The sequence below is a fragment of the Microbacterium sp. 1.5R genome (assembly GCF_007667425.1).
Lineage (GTDB): Bacteria > Actinomycetota > Actinomycetes > Actinomycetales > Microbacteriaceae > Microbacterium.
Map to the genome: position 1 here is coordinate 1,088,640 of NZ_VDRC01000002.1, position 21,787 is coordinate 1,110,426.

General features: G+C 67.8%; 16 protein-coding genes, 1 tRNA gene and 1 pseudogene. 2 read left to right on the forward strand and 16 right to left on the reverse strand.

Going from position 1 to position 21,787, the window contains the following annotated elements:
* Positions 1-8: 8 nt before the first annotated feature.
* The 9 genes and pseudogenes from FSY98_RS16125 to polA form a co-directional block, all read right to left on the reverse strand.
* Positions 9-818 carry an arginase family protein gene (locus FSY98_RS16125; protein ID WP_186307712.1) on the reverse strand — a complete coding sequence of 270 codons (810 nt, stop codon included), beginning with the start codon at positions 816-818 and terminating at the stop codon, positions 9-11.
* A gap of 57 nt (positions 819-875) precedes the next feature.
* On the reverse strand, positions 876-1,631 hold the full coding sequence (locus FSY98_RS16130; protein ID WP_144877631.1) for an SUMF1/EgtB/PvdO family nonheme iron enzyme: 756 nt from the start codon (positions 1,629-1,631) through the stop codon (positions 876-878).
* On the reverse strand, positions 1,628-2,377 hold the full coding sequence (locus FSY98_RS16135; RefSeq protein ID WP_144877782.1) for an SGNH/GDSL hydrolase family protein: 750 nt from the start codon (positions 2,375-2,377) through the stop codon (positions 1,628-1,630). Before FSY98_RS16135 ends, FSY98_RS16130 begins: the two co-directional genes overlap by 4 nt.
* A 41-nt stretch (positions 2,378-2,418) precedes the next feature.
* Positions 2,419-3,771 (reverse strand): MFS transporter, encoded by a 1,353-nt coding sequence (locus FSY98_RS16140; RefSeq protein WP_144877632.1) that lies wholly within the window; start codon positions 3,769-3,771, stop codon positions 2,419-2,421.
* Positions 3,772-3,809: 38 nt separating this feature from the next.
* The gene (locus tag FSY98_RS16145) at positions 3,810-4,844 is read right to left on the reverse strand and encodes an LLM class flavin-dependent oxidoreductase (RefSeq protein ID WP_144877633.1); all 1,035 of its coding nucleotides are present in this window, start codon (positions 4,842-4,844) and stop codon (positions 3,810-3,812) included.
* 54 nt (positions 4,845-4,898) lie between these two features.
* Positions 4,899-5,048 (reverse strand): annotated as a pseudogene (locus tag FSY98_RS16150) (DUF885 family protein); the annotation flags it as partial.
* 15 nt (positions 5,049-5,063) lie between these two features.
* Positions 5,064-6,275 carry a hypothetical protein gene (locus tag FSY98_RS16155; RefSeq protein ID WP_144877634.1) on the reverse strand — a complete coding sequence of 404 codons (1,212 nt, stop codon included), beginning with the start codon at positions 6,273-6,275 and terminating at the stop codon, positions 5,064-5,066.
* A gap of 165 nt (positions 6,276-6,440) precedes the next feature.
* On the reverse strand, positions 6,441-8,117 hold the full coding sequence (locus FSY98_RS16160) for a DUF885 domain-containing protein (protein ID WP_144877635.1): 1,677 nt from the start codon (positions 8,115-8,117) through the stop codon (positions 6,441-6,443).
* Positions 8,118-8,174: 57 nt separating this feature from the next.
* On the reverse strand, positions 8,175-10,805 hold the full coding sequence (polA, locus tag FSY98_RS16165) for a DNA polymerase I (RefSeq protein WP_186307713.1): 2,631 nt from the start codon (positions 10,803-10,805) through the stop codon (positions 8,175-8,177).
* A gap of 45 nt (positions 10,806-10,850) precedes the next feature.
* Here polA and FSY98_RS16170 point away from each other — a divergent pair, with 45 nt between their 5' ends.
* The gene (locus tag FSY98_RS16170) at positions 10,851-11,279 is read left to right on the forward strand and encodes a hotdog fold thioesterase (RefSeq protein WP_144877636.1); all 429 of its coding nucleotides are present in this window, start codon (positions 10,851-10,853) and stop codon (positions 11,277-11,279) included.
* A gap of 39 nt (positions 11,280-11,318) precedes the next feature.
* Here the strand turns inward: FSY98_RS16170 and FSY98_RS16175 are convergent, their stop codons facing one another.
* Complete coding sequence (locus tag FSY98_RS16175) at positions 11,319-11,852, reverse strand: GNAT family N-acetyltransferase (RefSeq protein ID WP_144877637.1); 534 nt, start codon at positions 11,850-11,852, stop codon at positions 11,319-11,321.
* A 3-nt stretch (positions 11,853-11,855) separates the two neighbouring features.
* Positions 11,856-12,482, reverse strand: coding sequence for an ANTAR domain-containing response regulator (locus FSY98_RS16180; protein WP_373557873.1), 627 nt, complete (start codon positions 12,480-12,482; stop codon positions 11,856-11,858).
* 83 nt (positions 12,483-12,565) lie between these two features.
* On the opposite strand from FSY98_RS16180, the gene FSY98_RS16185 reads away from it, so the two are divergent.
* A tRNA-Leu gene (locus FSY98_RS16185) sits at positions 12,566-12,651 on the forward strand.
* A 40-nt stretch (positions 12,652-12,691) separates the two neighbouring features.
* Here FSY98_RS16185 and FSY98_RS16190 read toward each other — a convergent pair.
* From FSY98_RS16190 to gltB, 5 genes are all read right to left on the reverse strand, one after another.
* Entirely contained in the window at positions 12,692-13,309 is a 618-nt protein-coding gene (locus tag FSY98_RS16190; RefSeq protein ID WP_260857547.1) for a triacylglycerol lipase, read from the reverse strand.
* A 38-nt stretch (positions 13,310-13,347) separates the two neighbouring features.
* Positions 13,348-14,148, reverse strand: a complete 801-nt coding sequence (locus FSY98_RS16195; RefSeq protein ID WP_144877639.1) for an alpha/beta fold hydrolase — start codon at positions 14,146-14,148, stop codon at positions 13,348-13,350.
* Between the two features lie 117 nt (positions 14,149-14,265).
* Positions 14,266-15,717 carry a pyruvate kinase gene (gene pyk, locus FSY98_RS16200; RefSeq protein WP_144877640.1) on the reverse strand — a complete coding sequence of 484 codons (1,452 nt, stop codon included), beginning with the start codon at positions 15,715-15,717 and terminating at the stop codon, positions 14,266-14,268.
* A 54-nt stretch (positions 15,718-15,771) separates the two neighbouring features.
* Positions 15,772-17,238 (reverse strand): glutamate synthase subunit beta, encoded by a 1,467-nt coding sequence (locus FSY98_RS16205; protein ID WP_144877641.1) that lies wholly within the window; start codon positions 17,236-17,238, stop codon positions 15,772-15,774.
* A complete protein-coding gene (gene gltB / locus FSY98_RS16210) occupies positions 17,231-21,754 on the reverse strand; it encodes a glutamate synthase large subunit (protein WP_144877785.1) in 4,524 nt (1,507 codons plus the stop codon). The genes FSY98_RS16205 and gltB overlap by 8 nt, the downstream gene beginning before the upstream one ends.
* Positions 21,755-21,787 lie beyond the last annotated feature (33 nt).

Consider the following 21,787-nt stretch of genomic DNA (forward strand, 5'->3'; position numbering starts at 1 on the left):
TGTGGCGGTCAGCGCAGCAGGTGCTGGAACGTCTCGACGATGAGCTCGAGGCTGACCCGCTCCGGTACCTCCGCATCACCCGCCTCGAACTCCGCGAGCTCGATGCCGCGGATCGAATCCACCGGGAGCGCGGCGAAGATGGCGGCGATCTGATGCGGAAGCAGACCCGCTCCGACACGGTAGGCAGCGGGGATGTAGCCGGGCTCCAGCACGTCCCAGTCCACGTGGATCCACACCGGGCGGCCGGCGACGAGCTCACGGATCCGCTCCGGCGTGCTCTGGGCGGGGGCGAGCACACGCGCCCCGGCCGTGTCGAGCAGTTCAGCCTCAGCGGCGTCGATGTCGCGCCCGCCGACGATCACGACCTGTGACGGGTCTATGCCCGCTCCGTGCCCGCTGTCCCAGAGGCCGCTGGCGGCGGCGAGCACCATCCCGCCCAGGTAGCCGGACTCTGTGGTGTCGGGCGTGTTGAAATCTCCGTGCGCGTCGATCCACAGCACTACGGCGTCGGGGTAGCGCTCCGCCACCGTGGGGAGCGTTCCGAGGCTCGCCGCGCACGTGTTCGTGGCCAACAGCGGCACCCGCCCGCCGTCGATGGCCGCGTTCACGGCCTCACGGAGTCCGTGCAGCGTCTCCGCGGCCTCGGGCAGCGCCGTCGTCCAATCGTCCGTCTTCGCGGGGCTCGGCGAGCCGACGACGTGCGGCTCGATGTCGAGCAGATCGGCAAGCCTCTCCCCCACCAGGCGGGCACCGACGAGCGCGCCGTCGGTTCGGTCGGCCACTCGGCCCTGCGAGACGATGAGCGAGAAGGAGGTCACCTCCTCAGCTTTCCACCACTTCGGTATACCGAGCAAAACGGCCGTCGCCAGCCGAGGTCACGCGAGGGGGCGGCGAAGCGGAGTCCACCCGAACGGCACCGGGCCGTCGGAGAGCGCTCTCTCCCGATCGTCCTGTGCCGCCCACCCCTGGGCGCGCTGCGGGTCGTCGAACGCCCCCCGCGCGACCCGCAGACCGACGTCATCCTGCGCGGTGCGAGGAGACCCGCCGCGGCGGACCGAAGCCCTGACGCTCCACGCCTCATCGGCGAAACCCCCGCCGCGGAAGACCCGGTAGTCGCCGTAGCGTTCAGGGTCCAAGAGGTCCCAGCACCACTCCCACGCATTCCCGAGCGTGTCGAACAGTCCGAAGAGATTCGGGAGCTTCCCACCCACGTCCTGCGGCGTACGGATGCCGTCGGCGCTCGTCCACGCGGCGTCCGTCAGAGGTGCGTAATGCGGGCCGATCGAACCGGCGCGGCAGGCGTATTCCCACTCGGCCTCCGTGGGCAGTCGGTAACCCTCGGCCGTCGCGTCCCACTCCACGTCCTCGCCGTCGAATCTGTACACAGGGTCGAGACCCTCCCACTCCGACGCAGCGTTGCAGAAGTGCACGGCCCGCAGCCAGCTGACCTCCACCGCCGGCCTCCGCGGATGCCGCGAGGGGATCGGCAGTATCTCGGCCAACTGCTCTTCGGTGACGGCGAAAACCCCGATCTCGAAGCTCTCGAGATCGACGGTTCGCTCGATCTTCCGGCGCGCATCGTGCAGCGTCACCCTCCCCGCAGGGAGGCGGCGCAACTCGAGGTCGGTCACGCGCTCGGCATCCGCTCGACCCACTCGGGATACTTGGCCGCGCGTCCGTCGCCCGAGGAGGTGCGCGTGAGCCGCCGTCGGACCCAGGGGCCGACGAATTCGCGATAGTAGGCCAGCCCGGCGGGTCCCGCCATCGCCGCCGCGCTCGGAGACCACCACGCGGCCGGAGGCTCGTAGCCGAGCGCGTGCAGCACCCGCGCCGCGACGCGGTGATGACCGGCCGCGTTCATGTGCAGACGGTCCTCGGACCAGTACGGCGGCCGGGCGAGCTCGCTGTCAGGCCAGTTGAGCGCACGCACGACATCGGGTCGATCCTCGACACGGCGCAGCACCGCCTCGGACAGCAGGTCACCCCGCCGCCGGACCACGTTACCCATCGGCAGCTGTCCGCTGGGGTTCGCACCGGAGAGCAGGATCAGCGTGACACCTTCGTCATCGCACCGCCGCAGAACGCGACTGAACGCGTCGGCGATGTGTTCGAGATCCGATCGTGGCCGAAGCATGTCGTTGCCGCCGCCGTTGAACGACAGATGCGTTGGGCGCAGGGCCAGGGCGGGTTCCAGCTGCTGCTCGACGATCGGCCAAGCGAGCTTGCCCCTGATCGCGAGGTTCGCGTAGCTGATCGGGCGCCCGGCGGCGTCGGCCCATCCCTGAGCGACGAGGTCGGCCCAGCCGCGCTCCCGTCCGTCGGGAAGCACGTCCCCCACACCCTCCGTGAACGAATCTCCGATAGCCACATAGCGCACATCTGTCACCTCGCCAGCATATTCCTGGTGCGCGGATCGGATCACCGGTCGTCGAGCGCCGCACCGCCTCTGTCCGCGAGGCCCCAAGCCGCGGCCGCGGCTACGACGAAGCACGCGGCAAACACCGCGAACAGCGTCGTCATTCCCCCCGTCGCGAGGAGGACGGGCACCGCCAGCGGCGCGGCGATCGACGCGAGGCGCCCGATCCCGGCCGCCCAACCGGCGCCCGTCGCTCGGAGCGACGTGGGATAGATCTCGGGTGTGACGGCGTACAGCGCACCCCACGCACCGAGGTTGAAGAAGGACAGGGCCATGCCCGAGGCGATGATCGCGATCTCAGAGGTCGACGTCCCGAAGAACACGGCCGCCACAGCCGACCCGACGAGGAAGACGGACAGCGTGATGCGTCGCCCCCACACTTCGATGAGCCACGCGGCGACCGCGTACCCGGGAAGCTGCGCGAGCGTGATGATGAGGGTGAAGCCGAAGGATCGGACGAGGTCGAATCCGGCATCGACCAGGATGCTCGGGATCCAGATGAAGGCGCCGTAGTACGAGAAGTTCACGCAGAGCCACACGAGCCAGAGGCACAGTGTGCGCACCCGGAACTCTGCGCCCCAGAGCGCGGACAGCCGTCCGCGCACGCTCACCGCGATCGGCTGTGTCGCGGGTTCTCTGCGGATGGCCGGGGTCCGACGCACGTCCGCGTCGACCTCGAACGCCGAGACGATGCGGTCGGCTTCGGCGATACGACCTTGGGCAGCGAGCCAGCGAGGGGACTCCGGCAGCCCCCACCGCACGATCAGCGCATACGCGGCGGGAATCGCTCCCAGAGCGAACGCCCACCTCCAGCCGTTCTCCGATGCCGGGATCACGAAGTATCCGATGACGGCGGCTGCCGTCCACCCCAGCGCCCAGAAGGCCTCGAGGAAGACGATGAGGCGCCCCCTGATCCGCGCCGGCGCGAACTCGCTCACGTACGTCGACGCCACTGGCAGCTCCGCACCGAGGCCGAGACCGACGAGGAACCGGAGCACGAGCAGCGCCGCGACCCCGCCGACGAGCGCGCTCGCACCCGTCGCGATGCCGTACACGAGCAGCGTGAGGGCGAACACCTGACGGCGTCCCAGCCGGTCGGCGAGAAGACCGCCGAGGGTGGCTCCGATCGCCATGCCGATGAAGCCGACCGAGGCCACCCACCCGGCATCCGTCTTCGTCAGACCCCATTGCTGCGTGAGGGCGGCGAGGATGAAGGAGATGAGGCCGACGTCCATGGCGTCGAGAGCCCAGCCGACACCCGAGCCGGTCAGCAGACGCAGGTGTCGGCGGGTGAAGGGCAGATCATCGAGACGGCCGGCGAGCGACTCACGGCTCGGCAGGACGGGTTGTGCCATGCCCCCATCGTAGGGGCGCGAGGCCGATGCGCCGGCCCTCAGTCGTTCGCGGCGAGGAGCCTCCGCACACGCGGGATCACCTCGGTGCCGTAGAGCTCGACGCTGCGCATCAGAGCCTTGTGCGAGAGGGTGCCCGTCGCGTATTTCAGGTCGAAACGTCCGAGACCGAGAGTCGTCACCGTGTCGGCGATCTTCGCTGCGACTCGATCGGGCGAACCGGAGTAGATCGCGCCGGCCGGGCCGACGTCGTTCTGGAAGCGAGCGCGACTGTAGGAAGGCCACCCGCGCTCCGCGCCGATCGTGTTGTTCATCGCCTCGAAACCCGAGTACGCCTGCTCCCACGCCTCCTCGTCCGTGTCGGCGATGTGTCCGGGTGAATGCACCGAGACCGGCTTCGCGGTGGTGCCGAAGGTCGCGACAGACCGGTGGTAGAGATCGACGAACGGCGTGAACCGACCGGCGGGACCGCCGATGATCGCGAGCATCAGTCCGAGGCCGTGGCGGGCGACGCGCACGACCGACTCCGGGCTGCCGCCGACGCCGACCCAGGTGCGCAGCCCCTTCGCGGTCTTCGGGAAGACGTCAGCGTTCTCGAGAGACGCCCGCATGCTCCCCGACCACGTGACCGGTTCCTCCTTCAGCAGCTCGACGAACAGTTCGAGCTTCTGCTCGAACAGGGCGTCGTAGTCACGCAGGTCGTAGCCGAAGAGCGGGAAGGACTCCACGAAGGAGCCGCGTCCCAGCACGACCTCCGCCCGACCGTCGGACAGAGCGTCGAGGGTCGAGAACCTCTCGAACACGCGCACCGGGTCGTCGGAGGAGAGGACGGTCACCGCCGTCCCGAGACGCATCCGCTCAGTACGACCGGCGATCGTCGCCAGGACCATCTCCGGGGAGGAGACGGCGAACTCCTTGCGGTGATGCTCACCCACGCCGAAGTAGTCCACCCCCACCGAGTCAGCGAGCACCGCCTGCTCCACCACGTTGCGGATCGTCTGAGCGCCGGTCAGCAGCGCTCCGTCCGCGCCCCGGGTGATGTCTCCGAACGTGTCCAGGCCGAATTCGATGTCCATGTCAGCTCCTTCTATTCACATGAATGAACTGTGGAGCGGGCGAGGACATTCCCGTCACCGGGGAAGAAGCGCGGTCCGCAGGGTGTCGAGTCCGACCCCGCCCATGTCGAGCGCGCGCTTATGGAAGTCCTTGATGTCGAAGTCGGCCCCACGCTCGGCCTGATAGTCATCGCGGACCTGCTCCCAGATGCGCTGGCCGACCTTTCGACCACGGCTCGTCTATGACGACCCACCGGCCGTCAAGAGTCCGCCAATCGCCGCGCCAATACCAGAACCGACAATTGCCGCCACGAGCGTCGCGACCACGATGCCTCGGTTGTCCATGCGGGTGGACTTGTTCTCAATCGCGGCACGAGCAAAGTCAGAGTTGAGAGACTCCACGCTTGCTTCGTCGTCCTTCAAATCGATAGTGAAGAGTTCAGGCGTTGCCCACTCGGAGATAACATCGTTGAAATCTCGGTCTGCTTCCGCGTACTTCTGCTGCAGACTCTCGACTGCCGCCATCCCCAGCCAAAGCTCAGCAATCAACCTCCTGGTCGGGCGTCCCGGACCTTTGCCTCGTGCAAACCACCACGCGTCCTGGAAACCGTGGCCGATGGTGCGCCAGAAGCCGACGTCCGCCCTCAGCAGGGCCGCATAGTCGCGGCTCAATAGATCCGCGGTCTGCCGCCTCATGTTGGATTGGATCAGCAGGATGCGTCGAGCAGTGTTCTTCAAACGAGCAAAAGCCTCAGCGGGAAGGGCTACCTCCCGATGGAGTGCAAGTACGGTCGATGTTGCACCCAGATCGCCCTGCAACTTGACCCATACGGGATCGCTCGGCTCATCGATCCCGAACTCGATATCAAAGTGAAGGCCCGCCCCCTCCCACGAGGCGACCCGCATACTCCTGTGGCCGAAGAGGTGTTCGCACGAGGGGCTGCAAGCCTGAACAAGTAGCGAATGCCCCAAAGCACTTAGAGCGTCCTCCAGTATCTCAACGACAACTTGTCCAGCAGCGCTCGGCGCATGGACTTCGCCGGTTGTACGCGCCCACACAACAACTGCGGTCCATCCATCCCACGAGACCTCGTACCGGTCAGTCTCAGGAGCTTCGCCGTTAATCGTGGGCTGATTCTTCGCGGGTACGTTCACGGAGAACGTGATCGGGTTACCGAATCGCCTTGTGTGGATATGATCCGCACCACTGATCAGGTTGGTGCTGTCCGTTGTATGTACCGGATAGAACGTATGATCTTCGTCCCACTGCGTCCCTGGCGCCCCGGCGCTCACGCGCGTGACGCGGCTGTCCTTGCCAAGCTGAGTAGCGATCCCCTCTCGAAGGTCACTAGCCGGTCTGGTCTCTCCAAAATCGATGATGAAACTACCGAACCGGGCCCACCAGTTCGACGTAGCGGTACCGACGAACGAAGATCGGATAACCGTGGACATACTCCCCCTAGGTGCTGTCATCCCCATAGTTGACTGCTCGCAGAATATCGGGGTGCCAAGGCTATCGTCGGTATGACCCACCGCCGCGTTGGCTCTGGCGGCATGGATGCATTCGTGAACGATCGAAACGTCTTGTCGACGTGGACAAGCGTTCTCGTCTCTCAATCAGAGTTCAAGGAGAGCCTTGCGCAGAGTGTCCAGGCCAACGCCGCCCAGATCCAGCGCCCGCTTGTGAAACTCCTTAATCGAGAATTCGTCGCCCTTACTCGCAGCGTACTCGTCCCTGGCATTAGTCCAGATGCGCTGACCGACCTTGTACGACGGGGCCTGCCCGGGCCAGCCGAGGTATCGATTGACCTCGAATTGCACGAACTGGTCGGACATGTTGACGTTCTTGCGCATGAAGTCCAGCGCATAGGCCGCGTCCCACACGCCCTCGCCGTCCGGGCGGGGCTTGCCGAGGTGCACACCGATGTCGAGCACCACGCGCGCAGCGCGCATCCGCTGTCCGTCGAGCATGCCGAGTCGATCAGCGGGGTCGTCCAGGTACCCGAGCTGCTGCATGAGGCGCTCGGCGTAGAGCGCCCAACCCTCGGCGTGACCGGATGTGCCGGCCAGCAGACGACGCCAGGAGTTGAGTTCGGCGCGGTTGTACACGGCTTGCGCGATCTGCAGGTGATGCCCGGGAACACCCTCGTGGTACACCGTCGTGAGCTCGCGCCACGTGTCGAACTCGGTCACGCCCTCCGGCACCGACCACCACATCCGTCCGGGGCGTGAGAAATCGTCGGTCGGGCCGGTGTAGTAGATGCCGCCCTCCTGCGTGGGCGCGATCATGCACTCGATGGTGCGGATCGCCTCCGGAATGTCGAAGTGCGATGCACCGAGTTCGGCCACGGCGCGGTCGCTTGTCTCCTGCATCCAGCGCTGGAGGGCGTCCGTGCCGACGAGCTTGCGCGCGGGGTCTGCCTCGAGGTGTGCCACGGCCTCCTCGACCGAGGCGCCGGGGAGTATCTCGTTCGCGATCGCCGTCTGCTCGGCGACCATTCGCTCGAGCTCCTCACGCCCCCACTCGTACGTCTCGTCGAGATCGATGGTGGCCCCGAGGAAGCGGCGGGAGTTCAGCGCATACAGCTCACGCCCGACGGCATCCTCCTCCCCCGCCGCCGGCGCGAGCTCCTCGGCGAGGAACCGGCGAAGCGCCCCGTAGGCGACACGGGCCGATGCCGAGTTGTCGGCGAGGGTGCGAGCCAGGGATGCCGGCAGGTTGCCGTCCTCGGGAGATGCATGAGCGACGAAGGCGGCGAAGAAACCGTCATCGGCGATGTAGCGATCGATCTGCGTCGCGACCTCGACCACCTGGCGGCGAGCCGGGGTGGCACCCGCCGCGATACCCGCGCGGAGCGTCTCGGTGTAACCGCGCAGCGCGTCGGGCACGGCGGCGAGGCGGGTGGCGATGACCGACCAGTCGTCGGCGGTGGACGTGGGCATCAGGTCGAATGCGGACCTGACGTCCTGCGCGGCGGAGGCGATGACATTGAGGTCGCGAAGATGCCAGTTCGCCTCATGCAGCTCGAGATCGAGGGTCAACTCGGCGGTGAGGTCGGCCTTCGTGACTTCGTCGATCGCATCGCGCGGCTCGAGCGACGCAAGGGCGGCGAGGGTGGCACGGGTCGCCGCGGCGATGTTCTCATGCCCCTCTGGGCTCAGATCTCCGAAGCGATCGTTGACGTCGTCGCGACCGATGTACGTGCCGAGCGTCGGCGCCAACTGCACCAGCGTGTCGACCCATTCATCAGCGACCTTGTCGATGGCAGATGGCGTCCGGGGCTGAGAACTCATCCCTTCAGCGTAGCCGGATGCCGCCCGCGCCACCCACCTGTCGCACGCTCGTGCAGATCAGTGCGCGGCCTCGTTCCAGTCCTGTCCGCGACCGACCTGCACGTCGAGCGGCACCGTGAGGTCTGCCGCATCTCCCATCCGCTGCCTGACGATGCGCTCCGCTGCGTCCCACTCGCCCGGCGCGACCTCGACGACGAGCTCGTCGTGGATCTGCAGGAGCACGCGGGAGGTGAGTCCCTCCGTGCGGAGGTCGTCGTGGATGTGGAAGAGGGCGATCTTCATGATGTCGGCGGCACTGCCCTGAATGGGGGCGTTCAGCGCTGCTCGTTCCGCGTTCTCCCGCAGCACACGGTTCGGCGAAGCGAGGTCGGGGAACGGCCGTCGCCGACCGAAGATCGTCTCGGTGTATCCGACTTCACGCGCGGCGAGCACCGAGGCGCGCAGGTAGTCGCGCACCGCCCCGAAACGGGCGAAGTACTCGATCATCAGCTGCTTCGCCTCGGACTGCTCGATGCGCAGCTGCTTGGAGAGACCGAACGCCGAGAGCCCGTAGACGAGTCCGTACGACATGGCCTTCACCTTCGTGCGCATCGCGGCCGTCACATCGGCGGGGTCGACGCCGAAGACACGGGCGCCGACGAAACGGTGCAGGTCCTCGCCGCTGTTGAACGCCTCGATGAGTCCCTCGTCCCCCGACAGATGCGCCATGATCCGCATCTCGATCTGCGAATAGTCGGCCGTCAGCAGCGCCTCGTACTCATCGCCGACCTGGAAGGCGCTGCGGATGCGGCGGGATTCCTCGGTGCGCACGGGGATGTTCTGCAGGTTGGGGTCGGTGCTCGAGAGACGGCCGGTCTGGCTGCCCGTCTGGACGTACGTCGTACGGACCCTGTGATCAGGACCGATCGCCACGTCGAGCGACTCGATGATCTGTCGGAGTTTCGTCGCCTCACGATGCTGCAGCAGCAGGCCGAGGAACGGGTGGGGGTGCGATTCCTGGAGATCGGCGAGCACGGCGGCGTCCGTCGAGTAGCCCGTCTTCGTCTTGCGGGTCTTCGGGAGCTGGAGGTCTTCGAACAGCACCTCCTGCAGCTGCTTCGGGGAACCGAGGTTGAATTCGCGACCGACGATCCCGAAGGCCTCCTGAGCGATGCCGTCGGCACGGGTGGCGAGTTCGGTCGAGAAGGTCGAGAGCACCTCGTGCGACACGGCGACGCCGGCGACCTCCATGTCGGCGAGCGTGAGCAGAGTCGGCAGCTCGATGTCGGTGAGCACGGTGGCGACCGATTCGGGAAGATCGTCCCGCAGGGCGGCCGCCACGCGCAGGGCGAACCAGGCCTCCTGCGACGGGGTCGCCCCCTCGGTCTCGGGCACGAGCTGTGAAGGATCGGCCTCAGGCAGCTTCTCGCCGAGGTAGCGCTCGACGAGGTCGGCGAGGGTCTTGTCGGGGAAGCTCGGACGCAGCAGCCAGCCGGCGAGGCTCGTGTCGTAGACGAGTCCGGAGAGGCGGATGCCCAGGCGTAGCAGGGCTTTCACCTGCGGCTTGGCGTCGTGGAGGATCTTCGGGCGGTCGGACTCGAGCCATCCTCGGAGCGCTGAGGCGACGTCGTCGCTCCAATCCAGCTCGCGCAGCTCGCCTTCTGCCGCCACCCCGATGCGTGTCGGGGCGCCGCTCTGGATGACCAGACGGAGCGCCACCTCATCGTGCGACTCGACCCACGAGAGGAACTCGTCGGGCGTGACCTGGGCGGGCGCGGGCAGTTCGACGTCGGTCGCCGGATCGTCGGCGACCTCTCCGGCGCCGACAGCCTCGAACACCCGAGGGAGCAGCGTGCGGAACTCCAGTCGCGCGAAGATGTCGCGCACAGCCCGCGCGTCGATCGGCGTGACGGCGAGGTCCGCAGGGGCGACCGGGAGCTCGACGTCGCGGAGGAGACGATTGAGCTTGCGGTTGCGGCGGACATCGTCGATGTGGTCGCGCAGGTTGCCGCCGACCACACCCTTGATCTCGTCGGCACGGTCGAGCAGCTCGTCGAGGGACCCGAACTGGGTGAGCCACTTGACGGCGGTCTTCTCGCCCACCTTCGGGACACCGGGGAGGTTGTCGCTGGTCTCGCCGACGAGCGCCGCGATGTCGGGGTACTGCTCGGGGCGCACACCGTAGCGCTCCTGGACGGTGGTCGGGTCGTAGCGCTTGAGCTGCGACACGCCCTGCACGTTCGGGTAGAGCAGCGTGATCTCGTCGTTGACGAGCTGGATCGTGTCGCGGTCGCCCGAGACGACGAGGACGTCGTAGCCCTGCTCCGCCCCCTGCGTCGAGAGAGTCGCGAGGATGTCGTCTGCCTCGATGCCCTCCTTGGTGAGAACCGGGATGGACATCGCGGCGAGGCAGTCCTGGAGCAGCGGGATCTGACCGCGGAACTCCTGAGGCGTCTCCGACCGGGTCGCTTTGTACTCCGGGTACTCGTCCGTCCTGAACGAGTGCCGCGAGGTGTCGAAGGCGATCGCCAGGTGGGTCGGCTGCTCGGCCTTGATGAGGTTCACCAGCATCGAGAGGAAGCCGTAGATGGCGTTCGTGTGCTGGTTGTCCTTGGTCGTGAAGTTGTCGACCGGGAGGGCGAAGAAGGCACGGTAGGCGAGCGAGTGGCCGTCGACGACCATGAGGGTAGGCTTTGCGGAATCCGTCACCCTGTCAGCCTAACGAGGACGACAGACACCCGCTGAGGAGGATCCATGGGCGACACCGCCGCGACCGGTCAGGGACTCGATTGGGCGTCCGCTCGGGGCATGGGCGCCCTCGCCCAGAAGATGGGCATGGAGTTCGTCGAGTTCAGCACCGAGCGGTGCGTCGCGACTCTGCCGGTCGAGGGAAACACCCAGCCGGTCGGCCTCATGCACGGCGGGGCGTACGTGGTGCTGGGCGAGTCGCTCGGATCGATGGCCGCCAACCTCCACGCCGGTCCAGGGCGCCTCGCCGTCGGAGTGGACATCAATGCCACCCACACGCGGTCAGCCACCTCCGGTGTGGTGACCGGCGTCTGCACACCGGTCCATCTCGGCCGCAGCATCACCGTGCACGAGATCGTCGTCTCCGATGATCAGGGACGCCGCTGCTCGACCATCCGCATCACGAACATGATCAAGGACGCCCCGGCCCGGTAGCGGCATCCGTCGGAGGGCGCGCCGCTCCGACTTCGGCTCTCAGCCGAGGATGCGCTGGAAGAGCAGGTGATCGCGCCACTCCCCCGCGATGTGCAGGTACTGCGGCGCCATCCCGATCTCTGTGAAGCCCGCTCCGGCGAGGACCCTTTGCGACGCGGTGTTGTCGATGAGCGTCGCTGCCTGCAGCCGATGCAGTGAGAGCTCCTCGTTCGCGAACCGGACGAGTTCGTCGACGCCGCGGCGAGCGAGTCCGCGGTGGAGCCGCGAGCGGTCGACCCAGTACCCGACGTCCGCGCTGCGGAACGCACCGCGCACGACGTTGTTGATGTTCATCCGACCCCGGATCTCTCCGTCGTCGGACACGATTACGAACCGGTATCCGCGACCGGTCTCCGCGTCCAGAAGGCACTGCTCCGCATGTCGTTCCTGCCACGCTGCGGTGAAGAAGGCGTCGTCCCTGAACGGCTCCCACGCCGCGAGGTGTGCCCGGTTGGTCGTGTACGCGCGTGCAAGGGCGACGCCGTCGCCGGACTGCACCGGGCGCAGGAGGTGGTCCGCGTCGAGCCGCGGCACCGACTACTTCTTCGGAGCGAGCTGCTCGATGATGGCCTTGGCGACGTCCTGCATCGTCAGACGACGATCCATGGATGCCTTCTGGATCCAGCGGAACGCCTCGGGCTCGGACAGGCCCATCTTCTCGTTCAGCAGGCCCTTGGCTCGGTCGACGAGCTTGCGGGTCTCGAAGCGCTCCACCATGTCGGCGACCTCGGCCTCGAGCGTGATGATCTGCTCGTGGCGCGCGAGGGCGATCTCGATCGCCGGAAGGAGGTCGTTGGGGGTGAAGGGCTTGACCACGTAGGCGAGCGCTCCCGCCTCGCTGGCCCGCTCGACGAGCTCCTTCTGGCTGAACGCGGTGAGGAGTACCACGGGGGCGATGTTGCCCTTGTGCAGCTTCTCGGCTGCGCTGATGCCGTCGAGCTGCGGCATCTTGACGTCCATGATCACGAGGTCGGGGCGCAGCTCGGTAGCCAGAGCGACGGCGGTCTCGCCGTCTCCGGCCTCTCCGACGACATCGAAACCGTTGTCGCGGAGGATCTCGACGATGTCGAGACGGATCAACGACTCGTCCTCGGCGACGACGACGCGTCGGGGTGCGGATGCCGTGGGCTGCTCAGCCTGTTCTTGCTCTGTCACGCCCTCCATCCTAGTGGAGAGAGTCCGGGTCGACCTCGAAGTCGCACGTCTGTGCACGCGTGCTGCGCTACAGTCGTAGACGCGACACACGGGCCGGCGTGGCGGAATGGCAGACGCGGAGCACTCAAAATGCTTTGTCCGAGAGGGCGTGTGGGTTCGAGTCCCACCGCCGGCACCACGCGGGTCGCTCTCTCTTCGGGCCATGGCACCGGCAGCGGTCAGCGTTCAGCCATGGCCGCGATCTCCGCGATGACGCGCGGGTCGGCGAGCACGCGGAAGTGTCCGCCCGTGTCGAGACAGACGTTGCGTCGGGCGCCGGTGAGCTCACTGCCCTCGGGGATGTGCGGATCGAATCGGGCGTATATCGAGACGATGCGTGAGTCCGCGTCGAGATGACGCGCGAGCGCGAGGATGGACGGGTGCGTTGGCGCCAGCGCGCGGAGGCCCCGCACCGGCATCCATCGCGCGTAGCGGGATCCGCGGAACGGCGTCGACACGGCCACCATGCCGCGGATCCGCGTACCTGCGGCTCCAGCCATGGCCGTCTTCCCCGCCAGTCCTCCCTTGCTGTGCGCGACGAGCACCACGTCGGTCATCCCGCTGTCGGTCAGGAAGTCCGCGAGGATCTCGGCGGCATCCGACACCGGTCGCCTGTTGTGCCGCCAGGCGTCCAGGACGTGCACGGGGTGACCGCGCGCATGCAGGGCCGCGATCATCGGCTGCATGAATCGCCACGTCTCGTACACGCCGGGCAGGATGACGATCGGGACGCCGGCGCCGTCGGCGAAATCACGCGGATCGGTCCGGTCGAACGCGGCGCGCACCTGCCAGACCACGGCATAGGCGTAGTCGGCGATCCACCACCCCGCCCGTCTCAGCGCGTCGATGTCGGACCCCCTCGATGGCCTGACAGGGATGTCTCGGGAACCGCCAGTCGGGTCTCGAACCCCAGGATCGCCTCGGCGACCCGGGAGGCGGCGGTGTACTGCACGTTGTGCGGCTGCCCGGGGACCTCCACGAGCGTGGCGTCCCTTCCGGCCTCATGCAGACGGCGGAGCCACTCCGCGCCGGCGACGGAATCCCGCGCCCCGCGGATCAACAACATCGGCTGCAGCGTGCGGGCGACCGATGTCTCCGTCGCGTAGGACGTCATGTGGCGAGCCTGGGTCAGGTACCAGCGGGGTCCGCATCGCAGGTAGTCCGAGAAGACCAGAGCGTTGACGGCGGGCTTCTCCCGCAGGGTGTCGACGGCGAGGGCGACCGCTTGCGACGGGAGCGAGCGGTGCGCTGCGTCGACGACGGGGCCGATCAGCACCACGCCCGCCACGCGCGGCGCCGCGTTCCTGGCGGCTTCGAGCACCCACTGCACGCCCATCGAGTGGCCGACGAGCACGACTCGCTCGAGCGCGAGAGTGTGGAGCACGTCGGCGACGAGGGCGCCCATCGCCGGCACATCGAGGTCTTCGCGAGGTGACGGCAGCCCTCCGAAGCCCGGCAGGTCGACGGTGATCACCCGTGCGCCGTGCGCGAGCCCGTCGCGCAGCGGGGCGAGATACCGGTGCGACATGCCGATGCCGTGAACGAGCACGAAGGTGCGCTCCGAGCCGACGGGACCGCGCCCCTCGACGCGGAGTGCATGGCCCGCGATGACGATCCGCTGCCGGGCTGTGCTCATATCCTCACGCTAGTGCGAGTCGGGTTCGGTCGTGGCAGCCTTGACAATCGCACCGGGCGTCGACAGACGACGAGGGGGTGGGACCGCAGTCCCACCCCCTCGAGACCGATCTCGCGGTCAGACCGTGGCTTCCTTGTAGATCGGTGCGGCGCCGTTCACGGCATCCCCGACCTTGTGCACCCGGATGTCGTTCGTGGAGCCGACGATCCCGGGAGGGGAACCGGAGATCACGACCACCTTGTCACCCTCGGCGGCGAGGCCGTTCGAGAGGAGGTAGTCGTCGACCTGCAGGTACATCAGGTCCGTGTGCTGGACCATGTCGACGAGAGTGGAGCGGATCCCCCAGGTCAGCGCCATGCGGCGACGGATGTCGGGCTCGGGCGTGAACGCGAGCATCGGGATCCGCGAGCGGAGACGCGAGAGACGTCGAGCGGAGTCACCCGACTGCGTGAAGACGCAGAGGAACTTGGCATCGACGAATTCGGCGACCTCGAGGGCTGCGAGGGTGATCGCACCACCCTGGGTGCGCGGCTTGGCGGTGAGGGGCGCGATGCGCTCGAGGCCGTGCTCCTCGGTGGACTCGATGATGCGCGCCATGGTCTCGACGACCACCACGGGATAGTCCCCCACGCTGGTCTCGCCCGACAGCATGACGGCGTCCGCTCCGTCGAGGACCGCGTTCGCGACGTCGGACGTCTCGGCGCGGGTCGGCACCGGGCTGTTGATCATCGACTCGAGCATCTGCGTCGCGACGATGACCGGCTTCGCCATGCGGCGGGCGAGCTCGACGGCGCGCTTCTGCACGATCGGGACGGCTTCCAGCGGCAGCTCGACACCGAGGTCGCCGCGCGCGACCATGATCGCGTCGAACGCGTCGACGATGCCCTCGAGCGCATCGACGGCCTGCGGCTTCTCGACCTTGGCGATGACGGGGACGCGGACGCCCTCCTCCGCCATGATCTCGTGGACCCGGGTGACGTCGGAAGCGTTCCGCACGAACGACAGCGCGATGAGGTCGGCGCCGGTGCGGAGGCCCCAGCGCAGGTCCTCCTCGTCCTTCTCGCTGAGCGCGGGCACGTTGACGGCGACGCCGGGCAGGTTGATGCCCTTGTTGTTCGACACGGCTCCGGCGACGACCACGCGGGTCGTGACCGTCACACCGTCGCTGTCGACGACCTCGACGCGGACCTTGCCGTCGTCGATGAGGAGGAAGTCGCCGGGCTTCACGTCCTGGGGCAGACCCTTGAAGGTCGTGCCGCAGATCTCGCGGTTGCCGATGATGTCCTCGGTGGTGATCTTGAACGTGTCGCCGACCGCCAGCTCGTAGGGTCCGTCCTCGAAACGACCGAGACGGATCTTCGGGCCCTGCAGATCGACGAGGATCGCGACCGCGCGGCCGGCGTCCTCTGCGGCACGGCGCACGTTGGCGTAGTTGTTCTCGTGCACGGAGTAGTCGCCGTGGCTGAGGTTCAGACGGGCGACGTCCACACCGGCGTCGATGAGTGCACGCACGGTCTCATAGGTGGAAGTTGCGGGGCCCAGGGTGGCGACGATTTTCGCGCGTCTCAACAGATTCTCCAGGGGGAAGGGGGATAAAAATCGGGCGACGGTGCCTGGCTCAGCCTACGCGTGAGCGAGACCGATCGCGACCTGATGCGGGCCCACGGGCTCGGGCAGCACCGTCTCCCCCATCAGGAACCGGTCGACGTTCGCTGCGGCCGCGCGGCCTTCGGCGATCGCCCACACGATGAGCGACTGGCCACGGCCTGCGTCGCCCGCGACGAACACTCCGGGGACGCTGGACTCGTAGCCGTCGTCGCGCACGAACGCGCCGCGATCTGTGAGCTGCGGACGGGTGTCGTCCGTGAAGCCGTCCTGCTCGGGGCCGGTGAAGCCCATCGCGATGAGGACCAGGTCGGCGGGGATCTCGCGCTCGGTGCCGCTCTTCGGCACCCGGCGTCCGTCGATGTACTCGGTCTCGGCGACCCGCAGCGCACGGACCTCCCCGACCTCGTTCGAGAGGAACTCGACCGTGGACGCGAGGAAGACGCGCTCACCGCCTTCCTCGTGCGCGGAGGACACCTCGAAGATCGTCGGCATCATCGGCCAGGGCTGATGCGCGGGACGCTCGGTCCCCGGCTGCACCCCGATCGCGAGGTTCGTGACGCTGAGAGCGCCCTGACGGTGTGCGGTGCCGATGCAGTCGGCTCCGGTGTCGCCGCCGCCGATGACGATGACGTGCTTGCCCTCGGCCGTGATCTGCTCTGGCACCTTGTCGCCGGCCACCGCGTGGTTGGACTCGACGAGGTATTCCATCGCGAAATGCACCCCGTCGAGATCTCGTCCGGGGATCGCGAGATCGCGCGGGATCGTGGCACCGGTCGCGATGACGACCGCGTCGTACCGAGCGCGCAGATCGGCCCAGGAGATGTCCTTGCCGATCTCCACCCCGGCGCGGAATCGCGTGCCCTCCTCCTGCATCTGACGCAGGCGGGCCTCGAGCTGACCCTTCTCCATCTTGAAGTCCGGGATGCCGTAGCGCAGCAGGCCGCCGATGCGGTCGTCACGCTCGAACACGGCGACGGTGTGACCCGCGCGCGTCAGCTGCTGTGCCGCGGCGAGTCCCGCGGGGCCGGACCCGACGACGGCGACCGTCTTGCCGGTGAGGCGCGCTGGCGGCTGCGGCTCGACCCAGCCCTTCGCGAACGCCTCGTCGATGATCGAGACCTCGATCTGCTTGATCGTCACCGCCGGCTGATTGATGCCCAGCACGCAGGAGCTCTCGCACGGAGCAGGGCACAGACGACCGGTGAACTCCGGGAAGTTGTTCGTGGCGTGCAGCCGGTCGATGGCGGCACGCCCCTCTCCGCGCCACGTGAGGTCGTTCCACTCGGGGATTAGGTTGCCGAGGGGGCAGCCCTGGTGGCAGAACGGGACTCCGCAGTCCATGCAGCGCCCGGCCTGCCGCTTGAGCACGGCCTGGTCTCCGGCCTCGTAGACCTCTTTCCAGTCCATGATGCGCACGGGGACGGGGCGCCGTGTCGGCACCTCGCGCTCCGTGACCTTCAGAAAACCCTTGGGATCAGCCACCGGTCACCTCCAGGATCCGGTTCCAGACGACATCGCCGTCGGGGTCGATGCCCTCGGCGACTGCTTCCTCGCGCATGCTCCGCACCGCGGCGTAGTCGCGCGGGAGCACCTTGGTGAACTGGCCGGCGATCTCTTCGAATCGCGCCAGGATGTCGGAGCCGAGCGGCGACGCCGTCCGCTCCACGTGCTCGACGATCAGGCTCCGCAGCACCTCGAGGTCGGCCCTGTCGAGGGGCTCGAGGAGCAGCTCGCCGCTGCCGAGGGACTGGGCGTTGATCTTGCCGGCGTCGAGCGAGCGGACGTAGGCCACTCCCCCGGACATGCCGGCGCCGAGGTTGCGGCCCGTCGTGCCGAGGATCACCGCGACACCGCCCGTCATGTACTCGAGCGCGTGGTCGCCCACGCCCTCGACGACGGCCGTCGCACCGGAGTTGCGCACCAGGAACCGTTCGCCGACGACGCCGGACAGGAACATGGTCCCCGCCGTGGCGCCGTAGCCGATCACGTTGCCGGCGATGACGTTCTCGTGCGGTGCGATCTCAGAGCCGCGCGGGGGCCGGATGGTGACGTCGCCGCCGGAGAGCCCCTTGCCGACGTAGTCGTTCGCGTCGCCCTCGAGACGCAGGACGATGCCCGACGGCAGGAACGCGCCCAGCGACTGGCCGGCCGTACCGTGCAGGGTGACATCGATCGTGCCCCTCGGGAGGCCGTCCGCGCCGTGGCGCGACGTGACCTGGTGACCGAGCATGGTGCCGACCGCGCGCTCGGTGTTGGCGATCGGCAGCTCTGCGACCACGGGTTCGCCGTTCAGCAGCGCGGGTCCGGCGATGTCGATCAGCTGCATGTCGAAGTGCTTGTCGAGCTCGTGATCCTGCGTGCGACGACTGCGCCGCGGCTCGCTCGCCGGGAATGCCGGGCCCTCGAGGACGGGACTGAGGTCGAGCCCCTCCGCCTTCCAGTGTTCGAGCGCCGCGTCGACCTCGAGCAGCTCGGCGCGGCCGATGATCTCGTCGAGCGAACGGAAGCCGAGCTCGGCGAGGAGTTCGCGAACCTCTTCGGCGATGAACTCCATGAAGTTGACGACGAACTCCGGCTTGCCGGTGAACCGCTCACGCAGGACCGGGTTCTGGGTCGCCACTCCCACCGGGCAGGTGTCGAGGTGGCACACGCGCATCATGATGCAGCCGCTCACGACGAGCGGTGCCGTCGCGAATCCGAACTCCTCGGCGCCCAGCAGCGCGCCGATGATGACGTCGCGTCCGGTCTTCAGCTGTCCGTCGACCTGCACGACGACGCGGTCGCGCATGCCGTTGAGCATCAGCGTCTGCTGCGTCTCGGCCAGTCCGAGCTCCCAGGGCGTCCCGGCGTGCTTGAGGGAGTTCATCGGGCTCGCGCCCGTCCCGCCGTCGTGACCGGACACCAGGATGACGTCGCTGAGCGCCTTGGCGACCCCCGCCGACACCGCTCCGATGCCGGACTGGCTGACCAGCTTGGTGTGGATGCGCGCCTCGGGGTTGGCCCTCTTCAGGTCGAAGATCAGCTGCTTGAGATCCTCGATCGAGTAGATGTCATGGTGAGGGGGCGGGGAGATGAGCCCGACTCCCGGCGTTCCGCCGCGGGTGCGCGCCACCCACGGGTACACCTTCTGCGGCGGGAGCTGCCCGCCCTCACCGGGCTTCGCGCCCTGAGCGAGCTTGATCTGGATGTCGTCGGCCTCGGTGAGGTACAGGCTCGTCACCCCGAAGCGTCCGGAGGCGACTTGCTTGATCGCACTGCGACGCTCGGGGTCGAGCAGACGGTCGACGTCCTCCCCGCCCTCTCCGGTGTTCGACTTGCCGCCGAGGCGGTTCATCGCGATCGCGAGGGTCTCGTGCGCCTCCTTGGAGATCGAGCCGTAGCTCATCGCTCCGGTCGAGAAGCGCTTGACGATCGCCGAGACGGGCTCGACCTCGTCGATCGGCACGGGCTTGCGGGTGCCGGTGCGGAGAGCGAACAGACCGCGCAGCGTCTTCAGCTCGGAGGCCTGGTCGTCGACGAGCTTCGTGTACTGACGGAAGATGTCGTACCGGCGCTCGCGCGTGGCGTGCTGCAGCTTGAACACCGTCTCCGGGTTGAAGAGGTGGGGCGAGCCGTCGCGGCGCCACTGGTACTCGCCTCCGCTCCAGAGACGCTCGTGGGCACGGGCCGCGGCGTCCTCCGGGTACGCGTAATCGTGCCTGGCCTGGTTCTCGGCGAAGATCTCCTCGATGCCGATACCGCCGAGCTTCGACTCGGTGCGCGTGAAGTACTTGTCGATGAACTCCTCGCTGAGACCGACGGCTTCGAAGACCTGCGCGCCGGCATACGAGGAGACGGTGGAGATGCCCATCTTCGACATGATCTTCAACACGCCCTTGCCGAGCGCGTAGATGAGGTTCTTGACGGCCTTCTCGGGGCTGATGCCGGTGATGTAACCGGTGCGCACGAGGTGCTCCACGGTCTCCATGGCCAGGTACGGGTTGATCGCCGACGCGCCGTATCCGATGAGGGTCGCCACGTGGTGCACCTCGCGGACGTCGCCGGCTTCGACGATCAGACCGACCTTCATCCGGTTCTCCCGGCGGATGAGGTGGTGATGGACCGCCGAGACCATGAGCAGCGACGGGATGGGTGTGAGGTCTTTGTTCGAGTCGCGGTCGGACAGGATGATGAACTCGGCGCCGCCGGCGATCGCCTCGTCCACCTCCTCGCACATCTCCGTGAGACGCTTCTCGAGCGTGTTCGAGCCCACGTCGAAGTGGTACAGACCCTTGATGGTCACGCTCGACCGATCGGGCAGCGCCTTGTCGATGTGGCGGATCTTCGCGAGCTCGTCGTTGTCGATGACCGGGAAGTCGAGCGACACGGTGCGGGTGTGGTCGGGACCCCAGCTGAGCAGGTTGCTCTCCGGGCCGAGACCGAGCTTGAGGCTCGTGACGACCTCTTCCCGGATCGAGTCGAGCGGCGGGTTGGTCACCTGCGCGAACTGCTGCGTGAAGTAGTCGAACAGCAGGCGCGGGCGCTTGCTCAGGACGGCGATGGGCGTGTCAGACCCCATCGCGCCGAGCGGCTCGACACCGTTCTGTCCCATCGGGGTCAGCAGGATGCGCACTTCCTCCTCGGTGTAGCCGAAGGTGCGCTGGCGACGGGTGATCGATGCCGGCGGGTGCACGATGTGCTCGCGCTCCGGAAGGTCAGCGAGCCGGACCGCTCCGGCATCCAACCACTCCTGCCAGGGGTGCATGGTGGCGAGGTCGTGCTTGATCTCCTCGTCCTCGATGATGCGCTGCTGCGCAGTGTCGACGAGGAACATCTTGCCCGGCTGCAGTCGGCCGCGGCGCTTGATGCGCTCGGGCTCGAAGGTCAGCACACCGGTCTCGGAGCCGATGACGATGAGTCCGTCTGTCGTCTCGGTCCAGCGGCCGGGGCGCAGTCCGTTGCGGTCGAGGGTCGCTCCGACGAGCGTGCCGTCGGTGAAGATCAGCGCGGCCGGTCCGTCCCACGGCTCCATCTGGTTGGAGTGGTACTCGTAGAACGAGCGCAGCTCCGGCGCGATGTCGGACTGCTTCTCGTAAGCCTCCGGCACCATCATCATGATCGCGTGCGGCAGGCTGCGGCCGGTCAGCGTCAGCAGCTCGAGCACCTCGTCGAAAGAGGCCGAGTCGCTGGCTCCGTCGGTGCAGATCGGCAGCAGGGGCGAGACGTCGCCGAGCAGTTCGGACTCGAGCTGCGACTGCCTGGCTCGCATCCAGTTGCGGTTGCCGCCGACGGTGTTGATTTCGCCGTTGTGCGCGAGCATCCGCAGCGGCTGGGCGAGCGGCCACGACGGGAACGTGTTCGTCGAGTAGCGGGAGTGCACGACCGCGAGCTCCGACATGAAGCGCTCGTCCTGCAGATCGGGATAGAACGGCTCGAGCTGCAGGGTCGTCACCATGCCCTTGTAGCCGAGGGTGCGGGCCGAGAGCGTGACGAAGTAGGCGCCCAGCTCGTGACCGGCCCGCTTGCGCAGTCGGTAGGCGACGCGGTCGAGCGCGATCCCGGTGAGCGGCGCGTCGGCGTGCGAGGCCCCTCCGGCGCTGACGAACAGCTGCTCGAAGGCGGGGCGCGCCTCGTCGGCGAGCTTCCCGAGGTGCTCGTTGGCAGTGGGCACCTCACGCCAGCCGAGGACGCGGAGTCCCTCGGAGCGCGCGATCTTCTCGATGCCGGCCTTCTGCTCGCGACGGACGCTGGAGTCGCGAGGCAGGAAGGCGAGACCCGCGGCGTACTCCCCCATCGGAGGCAGCTCGAAGTCGGTGACGGCGCGCAGGAACGCGTCGGGCATCTGGGTGAGGATGCCGGCGCCGTCTCCGGTTCCGGCATCCGAGCCGATGGCCCCGCGGTGCTCGAGGTTTCGCAGCGCCTCGAGGGCGAGCGCGATGATGTCGTGCCCCGCCTCGCCGCGGAGGGTAGCGACCATGGCGAGGCCGCACGCGTCCTTCTCGAACGCGGGGTTGTACATGCCCTGCTTCGGCGGATAGGCGCCGGAGGCGCC